Raw genomic sequence first — 20,342 nt, 5'->3', positions numbered from 1 at the left:
AAAAATTACCAGATGGAGAAAAACTACCCAATCAATCCCAAATTCCTATTAGTGCTTTTAGTTCTGCTGACATTTAATTTTACTGCTTTTGCACAATCAAGAAATACCGGCAGGAATTCACAACAAAATCCTTTTACACAAAAGACTTCAGTTCAAAAAACAGTATTGAACCGCCCGGTTGCACCAACCACTCAGGCTACAACAACAGTAATTGCCTGCGACAGCTATACCTGGCCGGTCAATGGCCAAACATATAATCTCACTGGGATTTATACTTCAGGTGGTGGTATCACGCAAGCATTTAATGATCGGACAGCCTGGGACAATTCGGCTGCAGCCAATGGCGCTACTGTTGCTTTCAATGATATGGCGGGTATTCCGGCTGCGACAACCATTAACATATCAATTGGTACGACTAACTTAAGTTTAAGTGCTCCTGGCGGAATGTATACGAATGGTACATTTATAGGTACAAATAATTCGAGTGAATCGATAACAATTACTTTTAATCCTCCTATTTATGGGCTAGCTGGTAATTTTTTTGTGACCAATATTTCAGATAATGTGGTTAGTGGAAATGTAACGACAACCTATTCTGATGGTGCTGTAGATAGCAGAACCGTAAATTCGGATACTGAAACTTTTGGTTATTTTTCGACTACGCCTTTGACCAGTTTAGTTTTATCAACTTCAACAGCAAACCGATTTATCTCTTTGAACAACATCAGCATTGCTACCAATCCTGCTGCCGATGATACCTTAGACCTAACAGTATTCCCAAGGACTGTACCAACTTTCACCCCGGTAAATCCAATTTGTGTAGGAGACGCATTATCGCCATTGCCAACAACTTCTAACAATGGAATCCCGGGAAGCTGGTCACCGGCTTTAGACAATACCAATACTACAACTTATACATTTACTCCGGATAGCGGGCAATGTGCAACAACAAAAACACTGACGATAAACGTAAATCCGATTGTATCCAACACGACAACTTTGAGTGCCTGTAACAGTTATACCTGGCCAATTACAGGAGTTACTTACACGAGCAGTGGCCAATATGTCACAACAATTCCGATAACAGACACAACCGAAATTGACGATTTCAATACTTGGGTACAGCATGCCTTTTCATTTAACTCAACGGTTCATTTGGCAGATGTGAGCAGTATTCCTGCTACCAATCCAACCATTTTTACAATGGGTACAACCACTATTAATGCGTCGGCTCCGGGTGGAATGTATTCTGGTCCGGATTTTCTTGGAACTACCAATCCGAATAATCCCATAACCATAACCTTCACTCCTCCTGTTTATGGTGTTTCTGCCAAGTATTTTACAACTGATATCAACGACAATGTGATTTCAGGAAATGTGACTGTTACCTATTCTAACGGGCATGTGCAAAGTAGGACTGTTACCACCAATTCAGATACTTTTGGATATTTTGACAATAACTTTATTAGTAGCATTGTGCTGAGTTCATCGACTACAGTTCCGAATCATTATGTGGGGCTGAAAGACCTTGCCATTGCGGCAAATCCAACAAGCTGTAGTACCGAAACATTGGATTTAACTATCAATACAACTCCACCTCCTGGAGATACTTTTGCAACAGCAATTGATGTAAATACACCCAATTATAATACCTCAGGCAACAATCTTTCTACAAACTGTTTTACGGATGAAATCGGCGAAACGACTCCAGATGTTTGGTATAGAATTAATTTGGATGCCTGTGCACAATCTATGAGTTTAAATACCTGTACAGGTTCTAATTTTGACACTATCCTAACAGTATACGCGCAAGATGGAACTACAATATTAGGATACAGCGATGATGATTGTGGTGTTACCAGACAATCTTCGATAACAGATTTAGATATCTCGGGAGAAGATGTTGTTTATGTAATGGTAGAAGGTTATCCAGGTTTGGGTGAAGAAGAAGGAACTTATGGATTGGAAATCACACAAACATTATTACCTCAGGTTCCTCCAACATTTCAGCCAGTAGCAGGTATTTGTAATGGAGATCCTTTAGCAGCTTTGCCAACAACTTCTGATAATGGAATTACAGGAAGCTGGTCACCGGCATTGGACAACACCGTTACAACAACCTATACCTTTACACCTGATCCTGGAATATGTGCTTCACAAGCTACCTTAACCATAAATGTAACTCAGCCAACAATACCAACATTTACAGCTGTTGCTGATATTTGTAGCGGAGGTTCTTTATCGCCATTGCCAACGACTTCAAACAATGGCTACACCGGAAGCTGGTCTCCAGCCTTGAACAATACACTTACAACGATTTATACCTTTACACCTGACGCGGGACAATGTGCGGCTACAACTACTTTGACCATAAATGTCAATCAGCCGGTTACGCCAACTTTTACTCCTGTTGCCGATATTTGTAACGGTGATGCTTTATCTCCATTGCCAACAATTTCCAATAATGGTTATACTGGTACATGGTCACCGGCATTGAATAATGCCCTGACAACGACCTATACGTTTACACCAACGGCCGGACAATGTGCTACGACGGCTTCTTTGACCATTACGGTGAATCAGCCAATTACTCCAACTTTTAATACGATTGCTCCGATTTGTAATGGAGATTCCATCACACTGCAAACGACATCAAACAATGGATATGTTGGAACCTGGTCTCCTGCCATAAATAATACTGCAACAACCACTTATACCTTTACGCCAACTCCTGGTCAATGTGCTACAACAGCAACGTTAACCGTTGTGGTTAACCAGCCAATAACTCCGACTTTTGCAGCAGTTGCTCCTATTTGTAATGGAGATTCCTTATCGGCTTTGCCAACAACTTCCATCAACGGTTACACCGGAAGCTGGTCTCCTGCTTTGAATAATACAATTACAACGACTTATACTTTTACACCAACGGCTGGACAATGTGCCAACACAGCTTCTTTGACCATTACGGTAAATCAGCCTGTGACGCCAACATTCAGTGCCATTGCGCCGATTTGTAATGGAGATTCATTATCGGCTTTGCCAACGACCTCAATCAATGGTTATACAGGAACCTGGTCACCTTCTTTGGATAATACGTCAACAACAACTTATATCTTTACACCAAATGCCGGACAATGTGCCAACACAGCTTCTTTGACCATCACGGTGAATCAGCCTGTAACGCCAACATTCAATGCCATTGCTCCGATTTGTAATGGAGATTCATTGTCGGCTTTGCCAACAACTTCCATCAATGGTTATACAGGAACCTGGTCTCCAGCGTTGAATAATACTTTAACCACGACCTACACTTTTACCCCAACAGCGGGACAATGTGCAACAACAGCCTCTTTGACCATTACAGTGAATCAGCCAATAACACCAACATTCAGTGCTGTTGCTCCGATTTGTAATGGAGATTCATTATCGGCTTTGCCTACAACTTCAATCAATGGTTACACCGGAAGCTGGTCACCGGCTTTGAATAATACTTTGACCACAACTTACACCTTTACTCCAACAGCGGGACAATGTGCAACGACAGCTTCTTTAACTATTACAGTGAATCAACCAATAACACCAACATTCAGTGCTGTGACTCCGATTTGTAATGGTGATTCATTATCGGCTTTGCCTACGACTTCAATCAATGGCTACACCGGAAGCTGGTCACCTTCTTTGGACAATACAATTACGACAGCATATACCTTTACGCCGGACGCCGGACAATGTGCTGCTGTTACTACTCTAACGATTACGGTAAATCAACCAGTAACGCCAACATTCACTGCCGTTGCTCCTATTTGTAATGGAGATTCGTTATCGGCTTTGCCTACAACTTCAATCAATGGTTACACCGGAAGCTGGTCTCCTGCTTTGGATAATACTTCAACAACAACCTATACTTTTACGCCGGACGCCGGACAATGTGCAGGAACGGCTTCATTGACAATCACAGTTAATCAGCCTGTGACACCAACATTTAATGCAATTGCTCCAATTTGCAATGGAGATTCATTAACCTTGCCTACAACTTCTGTGAACGGTTTTGTTGGAACCTGGTCGCCGGCATTTGACAATACGGCAACCGGAACCTATACGTTTACACCAAATGCAGGACAATGCGCCACAACGGCAACATTGACCATTACGGTAAATCAGCCTGTAACGCCGACATTTAATGCCATTGCTCCGATTTGCAACGGAGATTCTTTAACCTTGCCTACAACTTCTGTAAACGGATTTGTTGGAACCTGGTCGCCGGCATTTGACAATACGGCAACCGGAACCTATACATTTACACCAAATTCAGGGCAATGTGCAACAACGGCTTCTTTGACCATTACGGTAAACCAACCAATAACTCCGACATTTTCAGCAGTTGCTCCAATTTGTAACGGAGATTCATTATCGGCTTTGCCAACAACCTCAATCAATGGTTATACCGGAAGCTGGTCGCCTGCTTTGAATAATACTTTGACCACAACTTACACCTTTACCCCAACAGCGGGACAATGTGCAACAACAGCTTCTTTGACCATTACGGTTAATCAGCCAATAACACCAACTTTCGCAGCGGTTGCCCCAATTTGTAATGGTGATTCGTTATTGGCTTTGCCAACGACTTCAATCAATGGGTATACCGGAAGCTGGTCACCTGTTTTGGATAATACAATTACGACAGTATATACCTTTACACCGGATGCAGGTCAGTGCGCAGCAGTTACTACTTTGACGATTACGGTTAATCAGCCAGTAACACCAACATTCAATGCCGTTGCTCCGATTTGTAATGGTGGCTCATTATCGGCTTTGCCAACAACTTCAAACAATGGGTATACCGGAAGCTGGTCTCCTGCTTTGGACAATACTTTGACCACAATCTATACCTTTACGCCTGATGCAAATCAGTGCGCAGCAGTTACTACTTTGACAATCACGGTGAATCAACCGACGACAATACCAACATTTACGGCTATTGCTCCTATTTGTAATGGAGATTCTTTGGTATTACCAACAATATCCAACAATGCAATTACAGGAACCTGGTCACCAGCAATTGACAATACGGCTACCACAACTTACACCTTTACTCCAGATCCTGGACAATGCGGAGTTGTAACGACTTTAACCGTTACGGTGAATCAGCCTGTGACTCCAACATTCTCAGCTATAGCGCCAATTTGTAATGGTGATTCATTGGTACTGCCTGCAACATCCAACAATGGAATTTCAGGAACATGGTCGCCAGTAATTGACAATACAGCTACAACAACTTATACATTCACACCAAATGTTGGAGAATGTGCTATAACAACTTCGTTGACCGTTACTGTGAATCAACCAGTAACACCAACGTTCAATACTATCGCTCCGATTTGTAATGGCGATTCATTGGCATTGCCAACAACATCCAACAATGGATATACGGGAACATGGTCGCCTGCAATAAACAATGCTGCTACAACCACTTATACATTTACCCCAACTGCAGGACAATGTGCTACAACGGCATTATTAACAGTTACGGTTAACCAGCCAATAGCTCCGGTTTTTTCAGCGGTCGCTCCAATTTGTAATGGTGATTCGTTATCGGCTTTGCCAACAACATCCAATAACGGCTATACTGGAAGTTGGTCTCCTGCTTTAGATAATACAATTACGACTACCTATACATTTACACCTGATGCCGGACAATGTGCTTCGACAGCAACGCTGACCATTACAGTGAATCAGCCTGTAACACCAACGTTCAATGCCGTTACGCCAATTTGTAATGGCGGTTCATTATCGGCTTTACCAATAACTTCAAACAATGGTTATACCGGAAGCTGGTCGCCTGGTTTGGATAATACTGCTACAACAACGTACACCTTTACTCCAGATGCAGGACAATGTGCAGCAGTCACTACTTTGACGATTACGGTGAATCAACCAACAACGGTTCCGACTTTTACAGCAATAGCTCCGATTTGTAATGGTGATTCTTTGGTATTACCAACAACATCCAATAATGCAATTACAGGAACATGGTCACCAGCCGTTGACAATACAGCCACTACAACCTACACCTTTACGCCAAATCCTGGCCAGTGTGGGGTTGTTACGACTTTAACCGTTACGGTAAATCAACCTGTGACACCAACATTCAACCCTCTTGGGCCTGTTTGTAATGGTGATTCAACATTTAATCTGCCAACAACATCCACCAATGGAATTTCAGGAACATGGTCGCCTTTGGCAAACAATGCCGCTACGACAACCTACACCTTTACACCAAATTCCGGAGAATGTGCCATTACAACATCTTTGACTGTTGTGGTAATTGATCCTACTACGCCAAGCTTTGATGCGGTAGCTCCTATTTGCAACGGTGAAACCTTATTGGCATTGCCAACAATATCAAACAATGGATATAGTGGAACCTGGTCGCCAGCTTTGGATAACACCGCTACAACGACTTATACCTTTACGCCAACAGCAGGACAATGTGCAACTACAGCAACTTTAACGATTTCCGTTAATCAGCAGGTGGCTCCTACATTTACAGCTGTGGCTCCGATTTGTAATGGTGATTCGTTGTCAGCATTGCCAACGACATCCAATAATGGATTTAACGGAACCTGGTCACCAGCTTTGAATAACACTGCGACAACGACCTATACTTTCACTCCAACTGCCGGACAATGTGCCACATCAGCTTCATTGACTATTACGGTGAATCAGCCTGTGACACCAACTTTCACTCCGGTTGGAAACATTTGTAACGGTGATCCTTTATTGGCTTTGCCAACAACTTCTATCAATGGAATTACAGGAACATGGTCTCCAGCTTTGGATAATACCACTACAACAACGTATACATTCACTCCGGATTCAGGACAATGCGCCGGAACAGCAACGATGACCATCACAGTTCATACAACTGCTACACCAACAGGAAATGCATTCCAGACTTTTGATGTTGCCGATTTAAATGATGCGACCGTAGCTGATCTTGTTGTGAGCCCGGCATCTGTAAACTGGTACGGTTCACTGGCTGATGCGCTAAGCTTAACTAATCCATTATCGTTGACAACGGTATTAACGAACGGTGCGACTTATTATGCAGTTGCTTTTTCAGCTACTTGTCCGAGTGTGCCATTTGGTGTAACCGTAACCGTTAATTTGGGCAATAGTGGATTTGATAATTTACATTTTGTGTTTTATCCAAATCCGACTTCGTCTGTAGTGAATATTTCCTATTCAGAAAACATTACACAGCTGACTTTAATGAATATGCTTGGGCAGATCATTACAGTTCAAAATACCAATTCGACTCAAGTCCAAATGGATTTATCAAGATTAGCCGAAGCCACCTATTTCATAAAAGTGCAGGCTGGCGACAAAGAAAAAACCATCAAGATTATCAAGCAAAGATAAATTCTACACCATAAAAAAGGCTGCCAAAAATGGCAGCCTTTTTTATTCCATGGTGTCAAACAAGGATTTTGCCTGAATGCCCTCAACAGCTTTGGAAAGGCTGATCCTTAATTTTTGATTGGGCAGGACATCAAAATAATTATCGCTAAAAAAAGTAGCGTGTGATGAAAAAAGATAAACATCCTTAGCCAAAACATCAGAAGAGATTTCGATGGTTAAAGCGTCAATCCTTTTGATTTGTATCTTCGGTTTAGTGAGCTGCAGCTCTTTTGGTTTGGCAAAATAAAAAAGCGTATTCGTTGATTTGTCTTTGCTTTTGAAAACAATTGAAAGCACTGCATTTTTTAAATCAAAAGCCGAAATATCTGCTTTAGAAATTTTATAATACTCCGCACTTGAATTTTCAGCAACCGCTATATTCGCTTCTGAATTCCACAGACGCTTTCCGTTAAAATTGAGCAACTGCATCTCCATTTCTCCCTGATACGGTTTTAAATCATCATTGATAATTTGAATCCTATAAGCATCTTTCTCTTCCTGAACAGCAATCAAAAGGTTTTCATAACTCTTTTTTGCCTGGTAATGCAATGCTTTCCAATTTCCTAAATAATCAACAGAACTCCAGGAAGTCACCGGCCAGCAATCGTTTAACTGCCAATATAAAGTTCCCATGCAATGAGGCTTTGCGCTTCTATGGGCTTCCATAGCGGTTTGCATTCCTTTAGCCTGCAGCAACTGCGAAACATAGATGTAATCCTCAAATTTTGCAGGAACCTTATAATCACGAGCCATGTATTCATTGATCGTCTGGTAACCTGACGCATGTTTTTGATGGTTTTTTACAGCTTCGGAATTCAGGTTTAAATCCTTGTTGTGGGCAAATGAGGTAAACGTTTCCACATTGGGCATTCCCTGAAAACCATATTCGCTCATGAATCTTCCAACTTTTTTTTGATACACCTCAAAAGGTTCCATTCCCCACCAAACGCCCCAATAATGGGAATCGCCTTCCAGCAGGCTTTCTTCCTTTCCCCAGCCAATTGAAGGAGAAGACGGCCAATACCTGTTCTCGCCGCGATTGAGCATTCCATCCAATGTTTGTGGGATGAGTTCCTGGAAAAGCGATCTGTAATCGTTCCAAATGCTGGTTTCCTGCGCTGCTGAATAGTTATATTGTTTCTGCCAGCCCCAATTGTGCCAGCCTTCGTCTACTTCATTATTGCCACACCATAAAGCAATGCAGGAGTGGTTTTGCAGTCGGGAAACATTATCAATTATTTCGTTTTTCACGCTGTCCAAAAATGTGGGATCACCGGGATACATGGCACAGGCAAACATAAAATCCTGCCAGACCAAAATTCCCTGTTGGTCACATTCATCATAAAAAGCATCATCTGCATAAACGCCACCGCCCCAAACGCGAAGCATGTTCATATTGGCATCTACTGCATTCTTAACGATGTTTTTATAATCCGAATCGGTAATCCTTGGCAGGAAACTATCGGGCGGAATGTAATTGGCGCCTTTCATAAAAACCGGAATTCCGTTGACCTTGAAATAAAAGCTTTTGCCTATTTCATCTTTTTCCTGTACCAACTCTATCGTTCGAAGTCCGACATTCAGATTTTTTTTATCAATGCTTTGGCTGTTGCCGATAAGTGAAATTTCAAAAGGATACAGATGTGCTTCACCCAAACCGTTAGGCCACCAGCGTTTTGGCTTTTGAATTGCATAGGACAACATCACTGTGTTTTCCCCTTTTCTTAAATTGACATCCGAAATCCTGTCATTGATTTTTAATTGAAATTTTCCACTTTGTGAAGTTTCAATAGTTGTGATAAATTCCAATTGGGCCAAAGCGTCGTTTAATGCTTTTTGATTGTATTTCAGGTTAGAAATCGTAGCAGCATTCCAAAAATGCAATTGGATATCCTTCCAGATTCCGGCGGTTACAAAACGTGGACCCCAATCCCAGCCGTATTGGTATTGCGCTTTTCGGGTGAAAATCTTTTCGTCACCAGGCAAAACATAAGAAAGTTTTTTGGCTTCTTCCTTTCCTCTTTTAACTGCAGATTCGAAAACAATACGCAACTCATTTTTTCCATATTTCAATTGATTTTTGACATCAACCTTCCAGGTTCGGAACATATTGTCAGCCTTCAAAATCGAAGTACCATTAAGGAAAACTTCGGCATAAGTATCCAAACCTTCAAATACTAAAACACTATGCTCGCTGTTGAGTTCATCCTTTGAAACCGAAAAAGAGCTTTGGTATTCCCAATCCTCATTTTCTATCCATTGCAGCTGTTTCTCATTGGTCCCAAAAAAAGGTTCAGGGATTAATTTGTTGGCCAGCAAATCGGTGTGCACGGTTCCCGGAACTTTCGCCGGATGCCATTTATACTTGTCATTGGTAACACTTTTGAATTCCCATTTTTCAAGACTGAGACTGCGTTGGGAATTTTGTGCCGAAAAAACGAACGGCAGTAAAAGTAACAATAGGGATTTCAGTACTTTGATTTTCATTTCAAACTGGATTTTAAGGCTAAGATTTCGTTCGGGTTTGCAGTTACAGTGTTGTCCGTAATGGCAGAAGAATGGAACCAACTGGCTTTTGTTTGTTGTTGGATAAGGGCACTATTGGATGAGCGTACACCTCCACCTGGCATGATTGCAATCCTGTTATTGGATTTAGAAACCAATTCAGCAATGCGTTGCATTCCTTCGGTGGCATTTTGGGCCTGACCCGAAGTTAGAATCGTTTGAAAACCGCATGCAATAACATCTTCCAAAGCCTGGAAAACATTTTCCACTTCATCAAAAGCGCGGTGAAACGTACATGGAAAAGGTTTTGCCAATTCCACCAATTCAATATTTTGGATTTTGTTAATGGTGTTGTTTGGGTTTAAGATTCCAAATACAAATCCGCTGACATTCAGTTTTTGGAATTGCAGGATTTCGGTTTTCATCTGCTCAAACTCTTCTTCGGAATAAAGAAAATTTCCTCCTCGCGGCCGAATCATTACGTAGAATTCTATCGTTAATAATTCTTTGGCTTTTACAACTGTTTGTAATGAAGGTGTTGTGCCGCCAACTTCAAATCCGTCACAAAGCTCGATTCTATTTGCTCCGTTTCGTTGGGCGATTATGGCAGAATCCAGATTAAAACAAGCAATTTCGAGTTGGGCCATTTTACTTTAAAAAATAATCAGAGTCAATTAATTTATTTCCCGAATTGTCATTCACGGCATAATTGAATCCGCCCTGAACGCAATAGGCTCCATATTCTCCTTTTTTATTTAGTGCGATGAATCCAACCTGGATATCCTTGAGGTTTTTATTTCGGTTTTTAGTCAGCTTCACGATTCGGCTTACCGCTTCCTCACAGGCTTTTTGAGGTGATTTCCCCTGACGCATCAATTCTACTACCAAATGGCAGCCTGCAATCCGGATGACTTCTTCGCCATGGCCGGTTGCTGTTGCCGCACCGATTTCATTATCAACATACAATCCGGCGCCAATGATGGGTGAATCGCCTACACGGCCGTGCATTTTAAAAGCCATACCACTTGTGGTGCAGGCTCCGGAGAGATTTCCAAAACTATCCAAAGCGATCATTCCGATGGTATCGTGGTTTTCAATATTTGCCTTTGGGGAATATTCACTTTTTTTGAGCCATTCCTTCCATTCTTTTTCAGATTCTTCAAGCAATAAATTTTCTTTGGGAAATCCCTGCGATAAGGCAAACTGTAGTGCGCCATCGCCAACAAGCATCACGTGGGGTGTTTTTTCCATCACGGCACGTGCCACTGAAATTGGATGTTTGATGTATTCCAGACAGGCAACCGAACCAATATTCGAAAACTCGTCCATAATACAGGCATCAAGGGTTACACGTCCATCTCTGTCTGGTCTTCCACCATAACCCACACTTCGTTCCTTTGGATCGGCTTCGGGGATTTTTACTCCGGCTTCGACCGCATCCAATGCACGGCCATTATTTTTTAAAACTTCCCAGGCTGCACCGTTGGCTTTGACCCCAAAATTCCAGGTAGAAATCACTATGGGTTTATTTATTTTCCCAGAAGTTATAATCGGTTCTTCTTCCTCGTTGCTGCGAAAAGACTGTAATGCGACTGCAACGGTTGCCATTGCAGAGGTTTTGATAAAATTTCTACGGTTGGACATTTTATTCTTTAGTTGCTGTTTGATTCAAAAAAACCTTGCTGTAGTTGATTCCCTTGTCATCAAAAATAGGAAACTGCTGGGTTGCCCTGGTTTTAAAATCATCGTATTTTGCTGGATTTGATGTTCCCCAAAGTACTTCTGATAATGCTAGAATCCTCGGGAAAACCATATATTCTACTTTCTTTTCGTCTTCCAGGTATTCCGACCACAGATTGGCTTGAGCTCCAAGGATGTATTTTTGCTGTTCCGGAGCCAGTTCCTTCGGCATTGGATCAAAAGAATACACTTTTTGAAGCGTTGTAAATCCACCGATTGCTAATGGTTCGGTTTTGGCGTCACCCTGATAATGGTCAAAATAACAATAATCGCCTGGTGTCATTACCACATAGTGGTTTTCTTTTGCGGCTGCAATTCCGCCTTCGGTTCCGCGCCAGCTCATGACGGCTGCGTTTGGAGCCAAGCCACCTTCGAGGATTTCATCCCAACCAATAATTTTCCTGCCTTTGCTGTTGACAAATTTTTCAATTCGCTGTACAAAATAACTTTGGAGTCCGTGTTCGTCCTTCAAGCCATTCTTCTTAATTAAAGCCTGACAATGTGGGCAGGCTTTCCAACGGGTTTTTGGGCACTCGTCTCCTCCAATATGAATGTATTCTGACGGGAATAAAGCCATAACTTCGGTTAAAATATTTTCAAGAAATGTAAAGGTTTCCTCTTTAGGGCAAAATACATCGTCTAAAACGCCCCATTGTTTGGCAACCTCAAACGGGCCACCAGTACAGGAGTATTCAGGATAAGCTGCCAAGGCCGCCACTGCATGCCCGGGCATTTCGATTTCGGGAACAACAGTAATATGACGGTATGCTGCATAAGCCACAACATCCTTTATTTCCTGTTGCGTATAAAATCCGCCGTAGCGTTTGTCATCGTATTTCTGGTCGTTATAATGGCCCACCATCGAGCCATTCCGGTATCCGCCTATTTCTGTGAGCTTTGGGTATTTTTTGATTTCGATGCGCCAACCCTGGTCATCGGTTAAATGCCAATGAAAAGTGTTGAATTTGTACATTGCCAGATAATCGATATACTTTTTAACAAAAGTCACAGGAAAGAAATGCCGTGCACAATCGAGATGCATTCCGCGCCAGCTGTATTTTGGCTGGTCGATAATATTAACACAAGGCAGATTATACTGGCTGTTTTTTCCGGCTGGAATTAACTGCAAAAGCGTTTGAATCCCATAAAAATTCCCAATGGAATCCAATTGTGCAAGTCTTACTTCATCCTTGTTGATTTCAAGCATGTACTTACCTTTTCCATTTGATGTCTGATTATCAGCCCTGATGATGTCAAAAAAACTGATCTTGTTGGTAGTAACCGGCTTATCGCTTATCTTCAGGTTAAATCCTGTTCGCTCTTTTAGGACTTGCTGAAGATATTGGGCTTCGACATAATTGGCATCTGCCTGGATTATGGTTTGGTTGTTTAGGGTAAAATTACCACTTCCCACTTCCACAGATTCGGGGTATGGGATTAATGGCAATGGATTTTGCGAAAAGCAGATATTGAAAAGCAATACTAAAACGAAAGAGAATTTGCGTATCATAAGCGTTGTGTTAGTTGAAGCTAATTTAAACAAAAAAAGACAAAAAAAATGCCCCACTTTCGTGAGGCATTTTTTTTGTCTATAAGCGTATGATTATTTCAATGCATCCACTTTAGCTTTTACTTCTGCTTCTGTTCCTTCAAAAGTTTCAGTAGCTGAAGTTCCGTTTACTGTAGTAGTAACAGTTGCTTTTGCTTTACCGTTGGTATTGGTAATGACAACTTTTACGTTTTTCTCCATGTTAACGGCTGCTTTTGGAGCACCTTTTCCTGCACAACAGTCGTCTTTTTTAGCGATGAATTTTCCATCAGCGCCATAGTGGGAAAGACATGCTTCTTTTTCAGCTGGATTGCATCCTAAAGAATCGCACATTGCTGCACATTCTTCTTTAGTCATTGTAGCACATTTGCTCAAGTCACATTTACCGATAACTTCCTTGCATTCCATTTTCATTTCAACACACTTCATTTCTTTTGCACCACCTTCGTGACCCGCACCTAAGATTGGAGCGATAACCAATCCTATAAGACAGGTTAATTTGATCAAGATGTTCATTGATGGACCAGAAGTATCCTTAAATGGATCTCCAACAGTATCTCCGGTTACAGCCGCTTTGTGCGCATCAGAACCTTTGTATGTCATTTCACCATTAATCATAACTCCAGCCTCGAAAGATTTCTTAGCGTTATCCCAAGCACCACCAGCGTTGTTTTGGAACACAGCCCAAAGAACTCCAGATACGGTAACTCCGGCCATATAACCACCTAACATTTCAGCGATTAATTGGTTGTTGTCTCCGTAAACCAATTTACCTATCAATACAATTGCAATTGGGAAACCAATAGTCAATACACCAGGCAACATCATTTCGCGTAAAGCAGCTTTTGTAGAAATCTCAACACATTTACCATATTCCGGTCTTCCTGTACCTTCCATGATTCCAGGAATTTCCTTGAACTGACGACGTACTTCGTAAACCATGTCCATTGCGGCTTTACCTACAGAGTTCATTGCCAATGCAGAGAACACCACCGGAATCATACCTCCTACGAATAACATAGCCAATACCGGTGCTTTGAAGATGTTGATACCGTCAATTCCTGTAAACGTTACATAAGCAGCAAATAATGCTAACGAAGTTAACGCAGCAGAAGCGATAGCAAAACCTTTTCCTGTTGCAGCAGTTGTGTTACCAACTGAATCTAAAATATCTGTTCTTGTTCTAACTTCTTTTGGTAATTCACTCATCTCAGCGATACCACCAGCGTTATCAGAGATTGGTCCGAATGCGTCGATTGCCAACTGCATCGCTGTAGTAGCCATCATTGCTGATGCAGCTAAAGCAACTCCGTAGAAACCAGCTAAAGCATACGTTGACCAGATTGCACCGGCAAACAATATAACTGTTGGAAAAGTAGAAATCATACCTGTTGCCAAACCAGCAATAACGTTAGTTCCAGCTCCTGTTGAAGATTTTTGTACGATTTTTAAAACCGGAGGAGTTCCTAATCCTGTGTAATATTCTGTTACTGATGAAATAGCTCCACCAACAAATAATCCGATTAACGAAGCATAGAAAACCCTCATTGAAGAAATATCCTGTAATCCTTCACCAAAGAATGACATTTTCATAGTTTCCGGCAACATATATTGTACCAGGAAGAAACAAGCTACTGCTGTTAAAACAATAGAAACCCAGTTTCCGATGTTTAATGCTTTTTGAACCTGTGCTTCTTTAGCCTCATCACTTGTGATTTTTACCAACATGGTTCCGATGATCGAAAATAAGATTCCGAAACCAGCGATTGCCATTGGCAATAAGATTGGACCGATACCGTTGAAAGCGTCTTCAATTTTTCCGCCCATGTCTTTGATAACATAGTTACCCAATACCATTGCAGCCAAAACCGTTGCAACATAAGAACCAAATAAGTCAGCTCCCATTCCGGCTACGTCACCAACGTTGTCACCAACGTTATCTGCAATTGTAGCAGGGTTTCTTGGATCATCCTCTGGGATTCCAGCTTCAACCTTACCTACTAAGTCAGCACCAACGTCAGCAGCCTTTGTATAAATACCACCTCCAACACGTGCAAACAATGCGATAGATTCAGCTCCAAGAGAGAAACCGGCAAGAGTTTCCAAAACAACGGTCATGTCTTCTGTTGAAGTCCAAACACCGCCCATGAATTTTTGGAATAATATAATGAAGAACCCTGTCAAACCAAGAACTGCCAAACCAGCAACTCCTAATCCCATTACTGTTCCACCACCGAAAGAAACTTTCAATGCCTGTGGCAAACTAGAACGGGCAGCCTGCGTTGTTCTTACGTTAGTTTTGGTAGCGATTTTCATTCCCATGTTTCCAGCCAAAGCCGAAAAGAACGCACCAAAAATAAATGCAATAACGATTAATAAATGTGTTTTAACTCCAGGTAAGAAAGTAATCCCAGCTAAAACCAAACTCGCAACAACCACGAAGATTGCCAATAATCTGTATTCTGCTTTAAGGAAAGCCAATGCACCTTCGTAGATATAATCTGAAATTTCTTTCATCTTACCGTCTCCGGCGTCTTGTTTTAAAACCCAAGCTCTTTTGATTGCCATAAAAGCCAATCCAATTAATGCCATAACTATCGGCAAATAAATCATGTATGATTCCATAAATATAATTTTTGTTATAAATTTTATCGGTCGCAAAAGTAACAAATCTTTAACAAATAAAAAGAATAAATTCACGAATGTTTTAACAGCGATTTAATCCTTATTTTCATTCATTTTATTTGGTTCAAATCCCTTGTTTACTGAGGCAAAAAAACTATTTTTGAAAATATTTATCATTTCAATGGAAATTAAAAAGCTTTCAATCATCATTCCTTGCTTCAATGAAGGACCTACCATTCACAAAATCCTCGACAAAATAAAGACGGTTTCCCTTCTTCAGGATATTGAAAAGGAAATCATCATCGTCAATGACTGCAGCACTGATGACACTACCCAAAGCATAAAAAGTTACATTGAAAACAATCCGGACTTAGCCCTAGTTTTTCTGGAACACGACAAAAACCAAGGAAAAGGCGCGGCAATCCACACGGGAATAAACAGGGCAACAGGAGAAGCAATTGTAATCCAGGACGCCGATTTGGAATACGATCCGCAGGAATATAATATTTTACTGAAACCAATGATTGACGGAGTTGCCGATGTAGTTTATGGAAGCCGTTTTATGGGCGGAAATGCACATCGCATCCTGTTTTTTTGGCACAGCATCGGGAATAAATTCCTGACTTTTCTGAGCAATATGTTTTCCAACCTGAACTTAACGGATATGGAAACCTGCTATAAAATGTTCCGTTCCGAAATTTTGAAATCGATACAACTAAAGGAAAAACGCTTTGGCTTTGAACCCGAAGTGACCCAAAAAATAGCACGCATTCCGAAAATCAGGATTTATGAAGTTGGGATTAGTTATTATGGAAGGACTTTTGAGGAAGGTAAGAAAATAAGCTGGCGCGACGGTTTCCATGCGATTTACTGCATATTGCGATATGGGATTTTCAGGTAATATTCCTATCCTTCTTTTGTCTTGACCCGAGGCGAAGCCGAACTGAGCGAAGCTAAACAAAAGAAGCAAAAGTTCAAGGCTTTGAATCTTCGACGGTCAATTACAATTTCGAATCCTAAAAGAAAAGAACTCGCTACGCTCAGACAGCTTTTCTTTTTACGAATTCTTCAATTGATTGACACTCGTCTGCCAGATTCTAATGCCAGAAGACTGCAACTTAAGACAATAGTTGTTAGAAGGCTTCTTTTACGCCAGTGTAGATTTTAAAATCCGTAAAGAAATTGTGAATCCCTGTAACAATTTTAGGATTTTAAAATCGGTTCCGATTTATCGGGCTCGAGCAAAGCGACTGGCGAAGCAAACACCTCGTAAAAGTGCCCTTTCTTTTGGTTCGTTTTCTTTGGGCAAGCAAAGAAAATGAACAGGGTTAAACAAAAGGTTTCCTATTCCTTTTCTCCAGATAATGATGCCAAAGCATAAACGTTGCCATCGTTCGGTAGGGCTTCCAATTTTGGGAAAGCTGTTCCATTTCTTCTTTGGTGTGGACATCGTAAAGTTCCTTAATCGTGTTAACCACTGCAATATCGCCAAGCGGAATGATATCTGGGGATTCCAGCGCAAACATCAGGTACACGTCAATAGTCCAATGCCCAATTCCCTTAATTTTAATCAATTCATTCCGAACCTCATCGGAAGATTTTGAAACAAAGCTATCCAAATCCAGTTCTTCCTGAACTGCTTTTGCTAAGGTTTTTAAATAGAGGGTTTTTTGGCGGCTTACACCGCAGCTTTTCAACTCTTCATCAGAGCATTGAATGATAGTCTCCGGAGTGACTTCCCCTAAAAGATTTTCAATTTTAAGATAGGTGGCTTTCGCCGAATCAATAGATACCTGTTGCTCGAGTATGAGTTTGCAAAGCGTCACAAATCCTGCAGGACGCGACGGAATAAAAAAACTTCCGTATTGTTGGTGCAGGGTTTTAAAAACCGCATCTTTTTCAATCAGAAATAAAATTGCTTCCTGCATTTTAGAAATAAAAGCCGAATGAACCTTTTATGGTAAAGTTGTTGGTTTGAGGTATATCACGGTAATTGGCTCTCCACGCAAAATCAAGACGGAACACCTTGAAGATATTCCCGATTCCGGCATTGTATTCCCAATATGGTTTTTCCGGAGCCTGATAAATCAGCCCGGAAGCATTGATCAACCTGTTCTCATCGGAAACGGTTCCGTATACTCCTTTTACCCCAACAATTTCACGAAGGTTTAGTTTCCTCAATAATGGTATCCTTGCAAAGATTTTCCCCTGGAAGTTGTGCTCCCATTTCAAAGTCGCATATTGATCTGCAACGAATTCGTAGAAATTCAGGTTGCTGAAGGTATTGTCAATGATGAAAAGCGTCTGGTTACCCGGAACAACACTCATCAATCCAAGCGGAATCTGTCCGAATGTTTTTCCTAACTCAACTGTAACATTCGAACGTCCAAGAGGGCCAATGATGATTGGCTGTTTGTAGTACAACTGGATTTTTTGGTAATCAAAATCACTGTTGATGAATCCTTTGAATCCCTGACTGTAGTTTACAAAAATCCGGCTGTACGGATTGTCAACTTCACGTCTTTCGACACCATAACCAATTGTTTTTTTGTTAGGTGTCAATTCGATTTGAACGTTCAATTCCGATTGGGTCACTTCGCTTTTGGTTGTAGTCTGGGTAGCATCGGTGTAATAATCCAGTTTGAATACATCTGACGCCGATTCCAAAGTACGGTAAGAGAATCCCAGTTGGAACGTCACATTTTTGATTGGCTCAATCTCTGCAGCCAAAGTCGTCAGGTTGATGTTGGTCAGTTTCCCATTCGAACCTGTTGTAAACAATCCCGACGAAGCGTAACTTCTTCCCAAAACATCATTCGTTGTAGTAAGGCTGGCACCAATCTGCTCGACATCGCGCCTGTTTCCTCCAGAAATGATAATCCTGTTTTCCTTATTAATCATCCATTTTCCGGACATTCCGTATTTGAATTTGTTGTCCTTGAATCCATATGCGGTATAACCTTGTAAACGCCAAAGATCGTTTGGGCCAAAATAAGTCCGTACTCCGGCTCTCAGACGCAAACCTTCCACTTCATTGTTTCCAATGGTTGAAAATATCGGTCCGTAGTCCAAATGGTATTTTGGGATTTCGATATAACCACTTCCCAAAATCGACACTAAACTGTAAAGCTGTTTGAATTTCTTCACCGTTTTGAGCGTATCAATCATTTTATAGATTTTCTGCTCGTCCTTATTTAAGTGTTCAAATCGGTTTTCGTCCCAATATTCATTAGACCTTTGATAAACCTCGTTGTCAATATAATTGACTTCCTGCTTATAGAATTTATCCGGCTTCTTTTCATTGAATTTAAAATTCCTGTAAAGCGTTGTACGTTTTCCGTAAACCCCTTTGGATTCCTCTTTCTTCCTTAAAGCGAAATCCGACATCATATAATCACGTGTTGGAAGGAACACAGAGTCGTTCAAAACCTCATATTCCTGCTCAAGGTAAATATCCTTAACCCAGTTGATATTGGCACTTTTGGTAATTGCCATATTGATTTTCTTGATGGCAAAAGTGGTGTCGTTTACCCAAAAATCCCCCTTAAAGGTCAGCTCGTTTTTACGTCTTGGATAAAACACAATATTGTAACATAATTTGTTGTCTATAACCGCGGTGTCGGCCAAAACATAGTTATAAACGTCGATTCCTGTTCGTGACAACGGGCTTGTAAAACTCTTGTCGAACAACTGCAGGTAGTTATCGTAAATATCGTAATCGTTATACAAATCCTTGATGAACATATTCACGCCGTCGCCGCTTCCCAAACCTGAATTTTTGTTGGCTTTCAGGATTTCCTTTGTCCTTTTATTTTCGTTATCGCCATAATAATCAGACAGCGATTCGTTGATGAATATCGGCAGATAGGTTTTTCCGGTAACTTTTGAAGTATCGATGTTTTTGAAGACGAATTCCATCCCTTTGAAAATCTTGCTTTTCATAAACGCACTGTCAATGGTATTCATGTCAAATTCTACCTTTTCGTATTTTTCGTATTGGTACTGCTTGAACATTTTGAGGCCGTTCTTTCTTCTTCGTTCCCATATTTTCCTAAGGATATCCAATGCCGGATTGTTCTTTTTGGATGTTTTCCCTGCATAGATTTTCACTTCCTTCAGTGTATTTCCTTCTTTTAAAATCACTTTAAAATCGTAGTTTACCTTTTCCGGTAACTTGATAGTTGTATCCGGGAAACCCACAAATGAAACCACCAACTCGGTGTAATTATCTGGAGATTCTATGTAAAACCTTCCATCCTCATTGGAAACCACTCCGGTATTCGAACCCTTGAATACGATATTTGCATACGGAATTGGCTGCTTGGAATTATCGAGTACGACACCGCTGACTTTGGTTTGCCCAAAGCTGATATAGGAGAAAGCGAAAAATAAGATTAGAAGCGTGTAAATTCTTTTCATTTGGCAAAAAAAAACTCCATCAGGATTGTCTGATGAAGTTTCA

General features: G+C 41.1%; 9 protein-coding genes. 2 read left to right on the top strand and 7 right to left on the bottom strand.

The features are described 5' to 3' along the window. Nucleotides 1–12 precede the first annotated feature (12 nt). A complete protein-coding gene (locus L1S31_RS13500; protein ID WP_236465284.1) occupies nucleotides 13–7,422 on the top strand; it encodes a T9SS type A sorting domain-containing protein in 7,410 nt (2,469 codons plus the stop codon). A gap of 42 nt (nucleotides 7,423–7,464) precedes the next feature. Here L1S31_RS13500 and L1S31_RS13495 read toward each other — a convergent pair whose 3' ends face one another. From L1S31_RS13495 to L1S31_RS13475, 5 genes are all read right to left on the bottom strand, one after another. After that, nucleotides 7,465–9,948, bottom strand: a complete 2,484-nt coding sequence (locus tag L1S31_RS13495; protein WP_236465283.1) for a beta-mannosidase — start codon at nucleotides 9,946–9,948, stop codon at nucleotides 7,465–7,467. Further along, the gene (locus L1S31_RS13490) at nucleotides 9,945–10,613 is read right to left on the bottom strand and encodes a copper homeostasis protein CutC (RefSeq protein ID WP_236465282.1); all 669 of its coding nucleotides are present in this window, start codon (nucleotides 10,611–10,613) and stop codon (nucleotides 9,945–9,947) included. The genes L1S31_RS13495 and L1S31_RS13490 overlap by 4 nt, the downstream gene beginning before the upstream one ends. 1 nt (nucleotide 10,614) lies before the next feature. Further along, nucleotides 10,615–11,610: a glycosylasparaginase gene (locus L1S31_RS13485; RefSeq protein WP_236465281.1), complete on the bottom strand. Its 996-nt coding sequence runs from the start codon at nucleotides 11,608–11,610 to the stop codon at nucleotides 10,615–10,617. A gap of 1 nt (nucleotide 11,611) precedes the next feature. After that, nucleotides 11,612–13,216 (bottom strand): beta-N-acetylhexosaminidase, encoded by a 1,605-nt coding sequence (locus L1S31_RS13480; RefSeq protein WP_236465280.1) that lies wholly within the window; start codon nucleotides 13,214–13,216, stop codon nucleotides 11,612–11,614. 93 nt (nucleotides 13,217–13,309) lie between these two features. Continuing rightward, entirely contained in the window at nucleotides 13,310–15,880 is a 2,571-nt protein-coding gene (locus L1S31_RS13475) for a sodium-translocating pyrophosphatase (RefSeq protein ID WP_236465279.1), read from the bottom strand. Nucleotides 15,881–16,061: 181 nt separating this feature from the next. Between L1S31_RS13475 and L1S31_RS13470 the strand changes: the two genes are divergently transcribed. After that, on the top strand, nucleotides 16,062–16,781 hold the full coding sequence (locus L1S31_RS13470) for a glycosyltransferase family 2 protein (RefSeq protein WP_236465349.1): 720 nt from the start codon (nucleotides 16,062–16,064) through the stop codon (nucleotides 16,779–16,781). A 427-nt stretch (nucleotides 16,782–17,208) separates the two neighbouring features. Here the strand turns inward: L1S31_RS13470 and L1S31_RS13465 are convergent, their stop codons facing one another. After that, the gene (locus tag L1S31_RS13465) at nucleotides 17,209–17,808 is read right to left on the bottom strand and encodes a DNA-3-methyladenine glycosylase family protein (protein WP_236465278.1); all 600 of its coding nucleotides are present in this window, start codon (nucleotides 17,806–17,808) and stop codon (nucleotides 17,209–17,211) included. 1 nt (nucleotide 17,809) lies between these two features. Beyond that, nucleotides 17,810–20,299: a DUF5686 and carboxypeptidase-like regulatory domain-containing protein gene (locus L1S31_RS13460; RefSeq protein WP_236465277.1), complete on the bottom strand. Its 2,490-nt coding sequence runs from the start codon at nucleotides 20,297–20,299 to the stop codon at nucleotides 17,810–17,812. Nucleotides 20,300–20,342: the final 43 nt, after the last annotated feature.

The organism is Flavobacterium wongokense (assembly GCF_021608265.1).
Classification (GTDB): Bacteria; Bacteroidota; Bacteroidia; order Flavobacteriales; family Flavobacteriaceae; genus Flavobacterium; species Flavobacterium wongokense.
The sequence above is the reverse complement of the archived record's forward strand: the minus strand, read 5'-3'. Positions and strand labels throughout refer to the sequence as shown.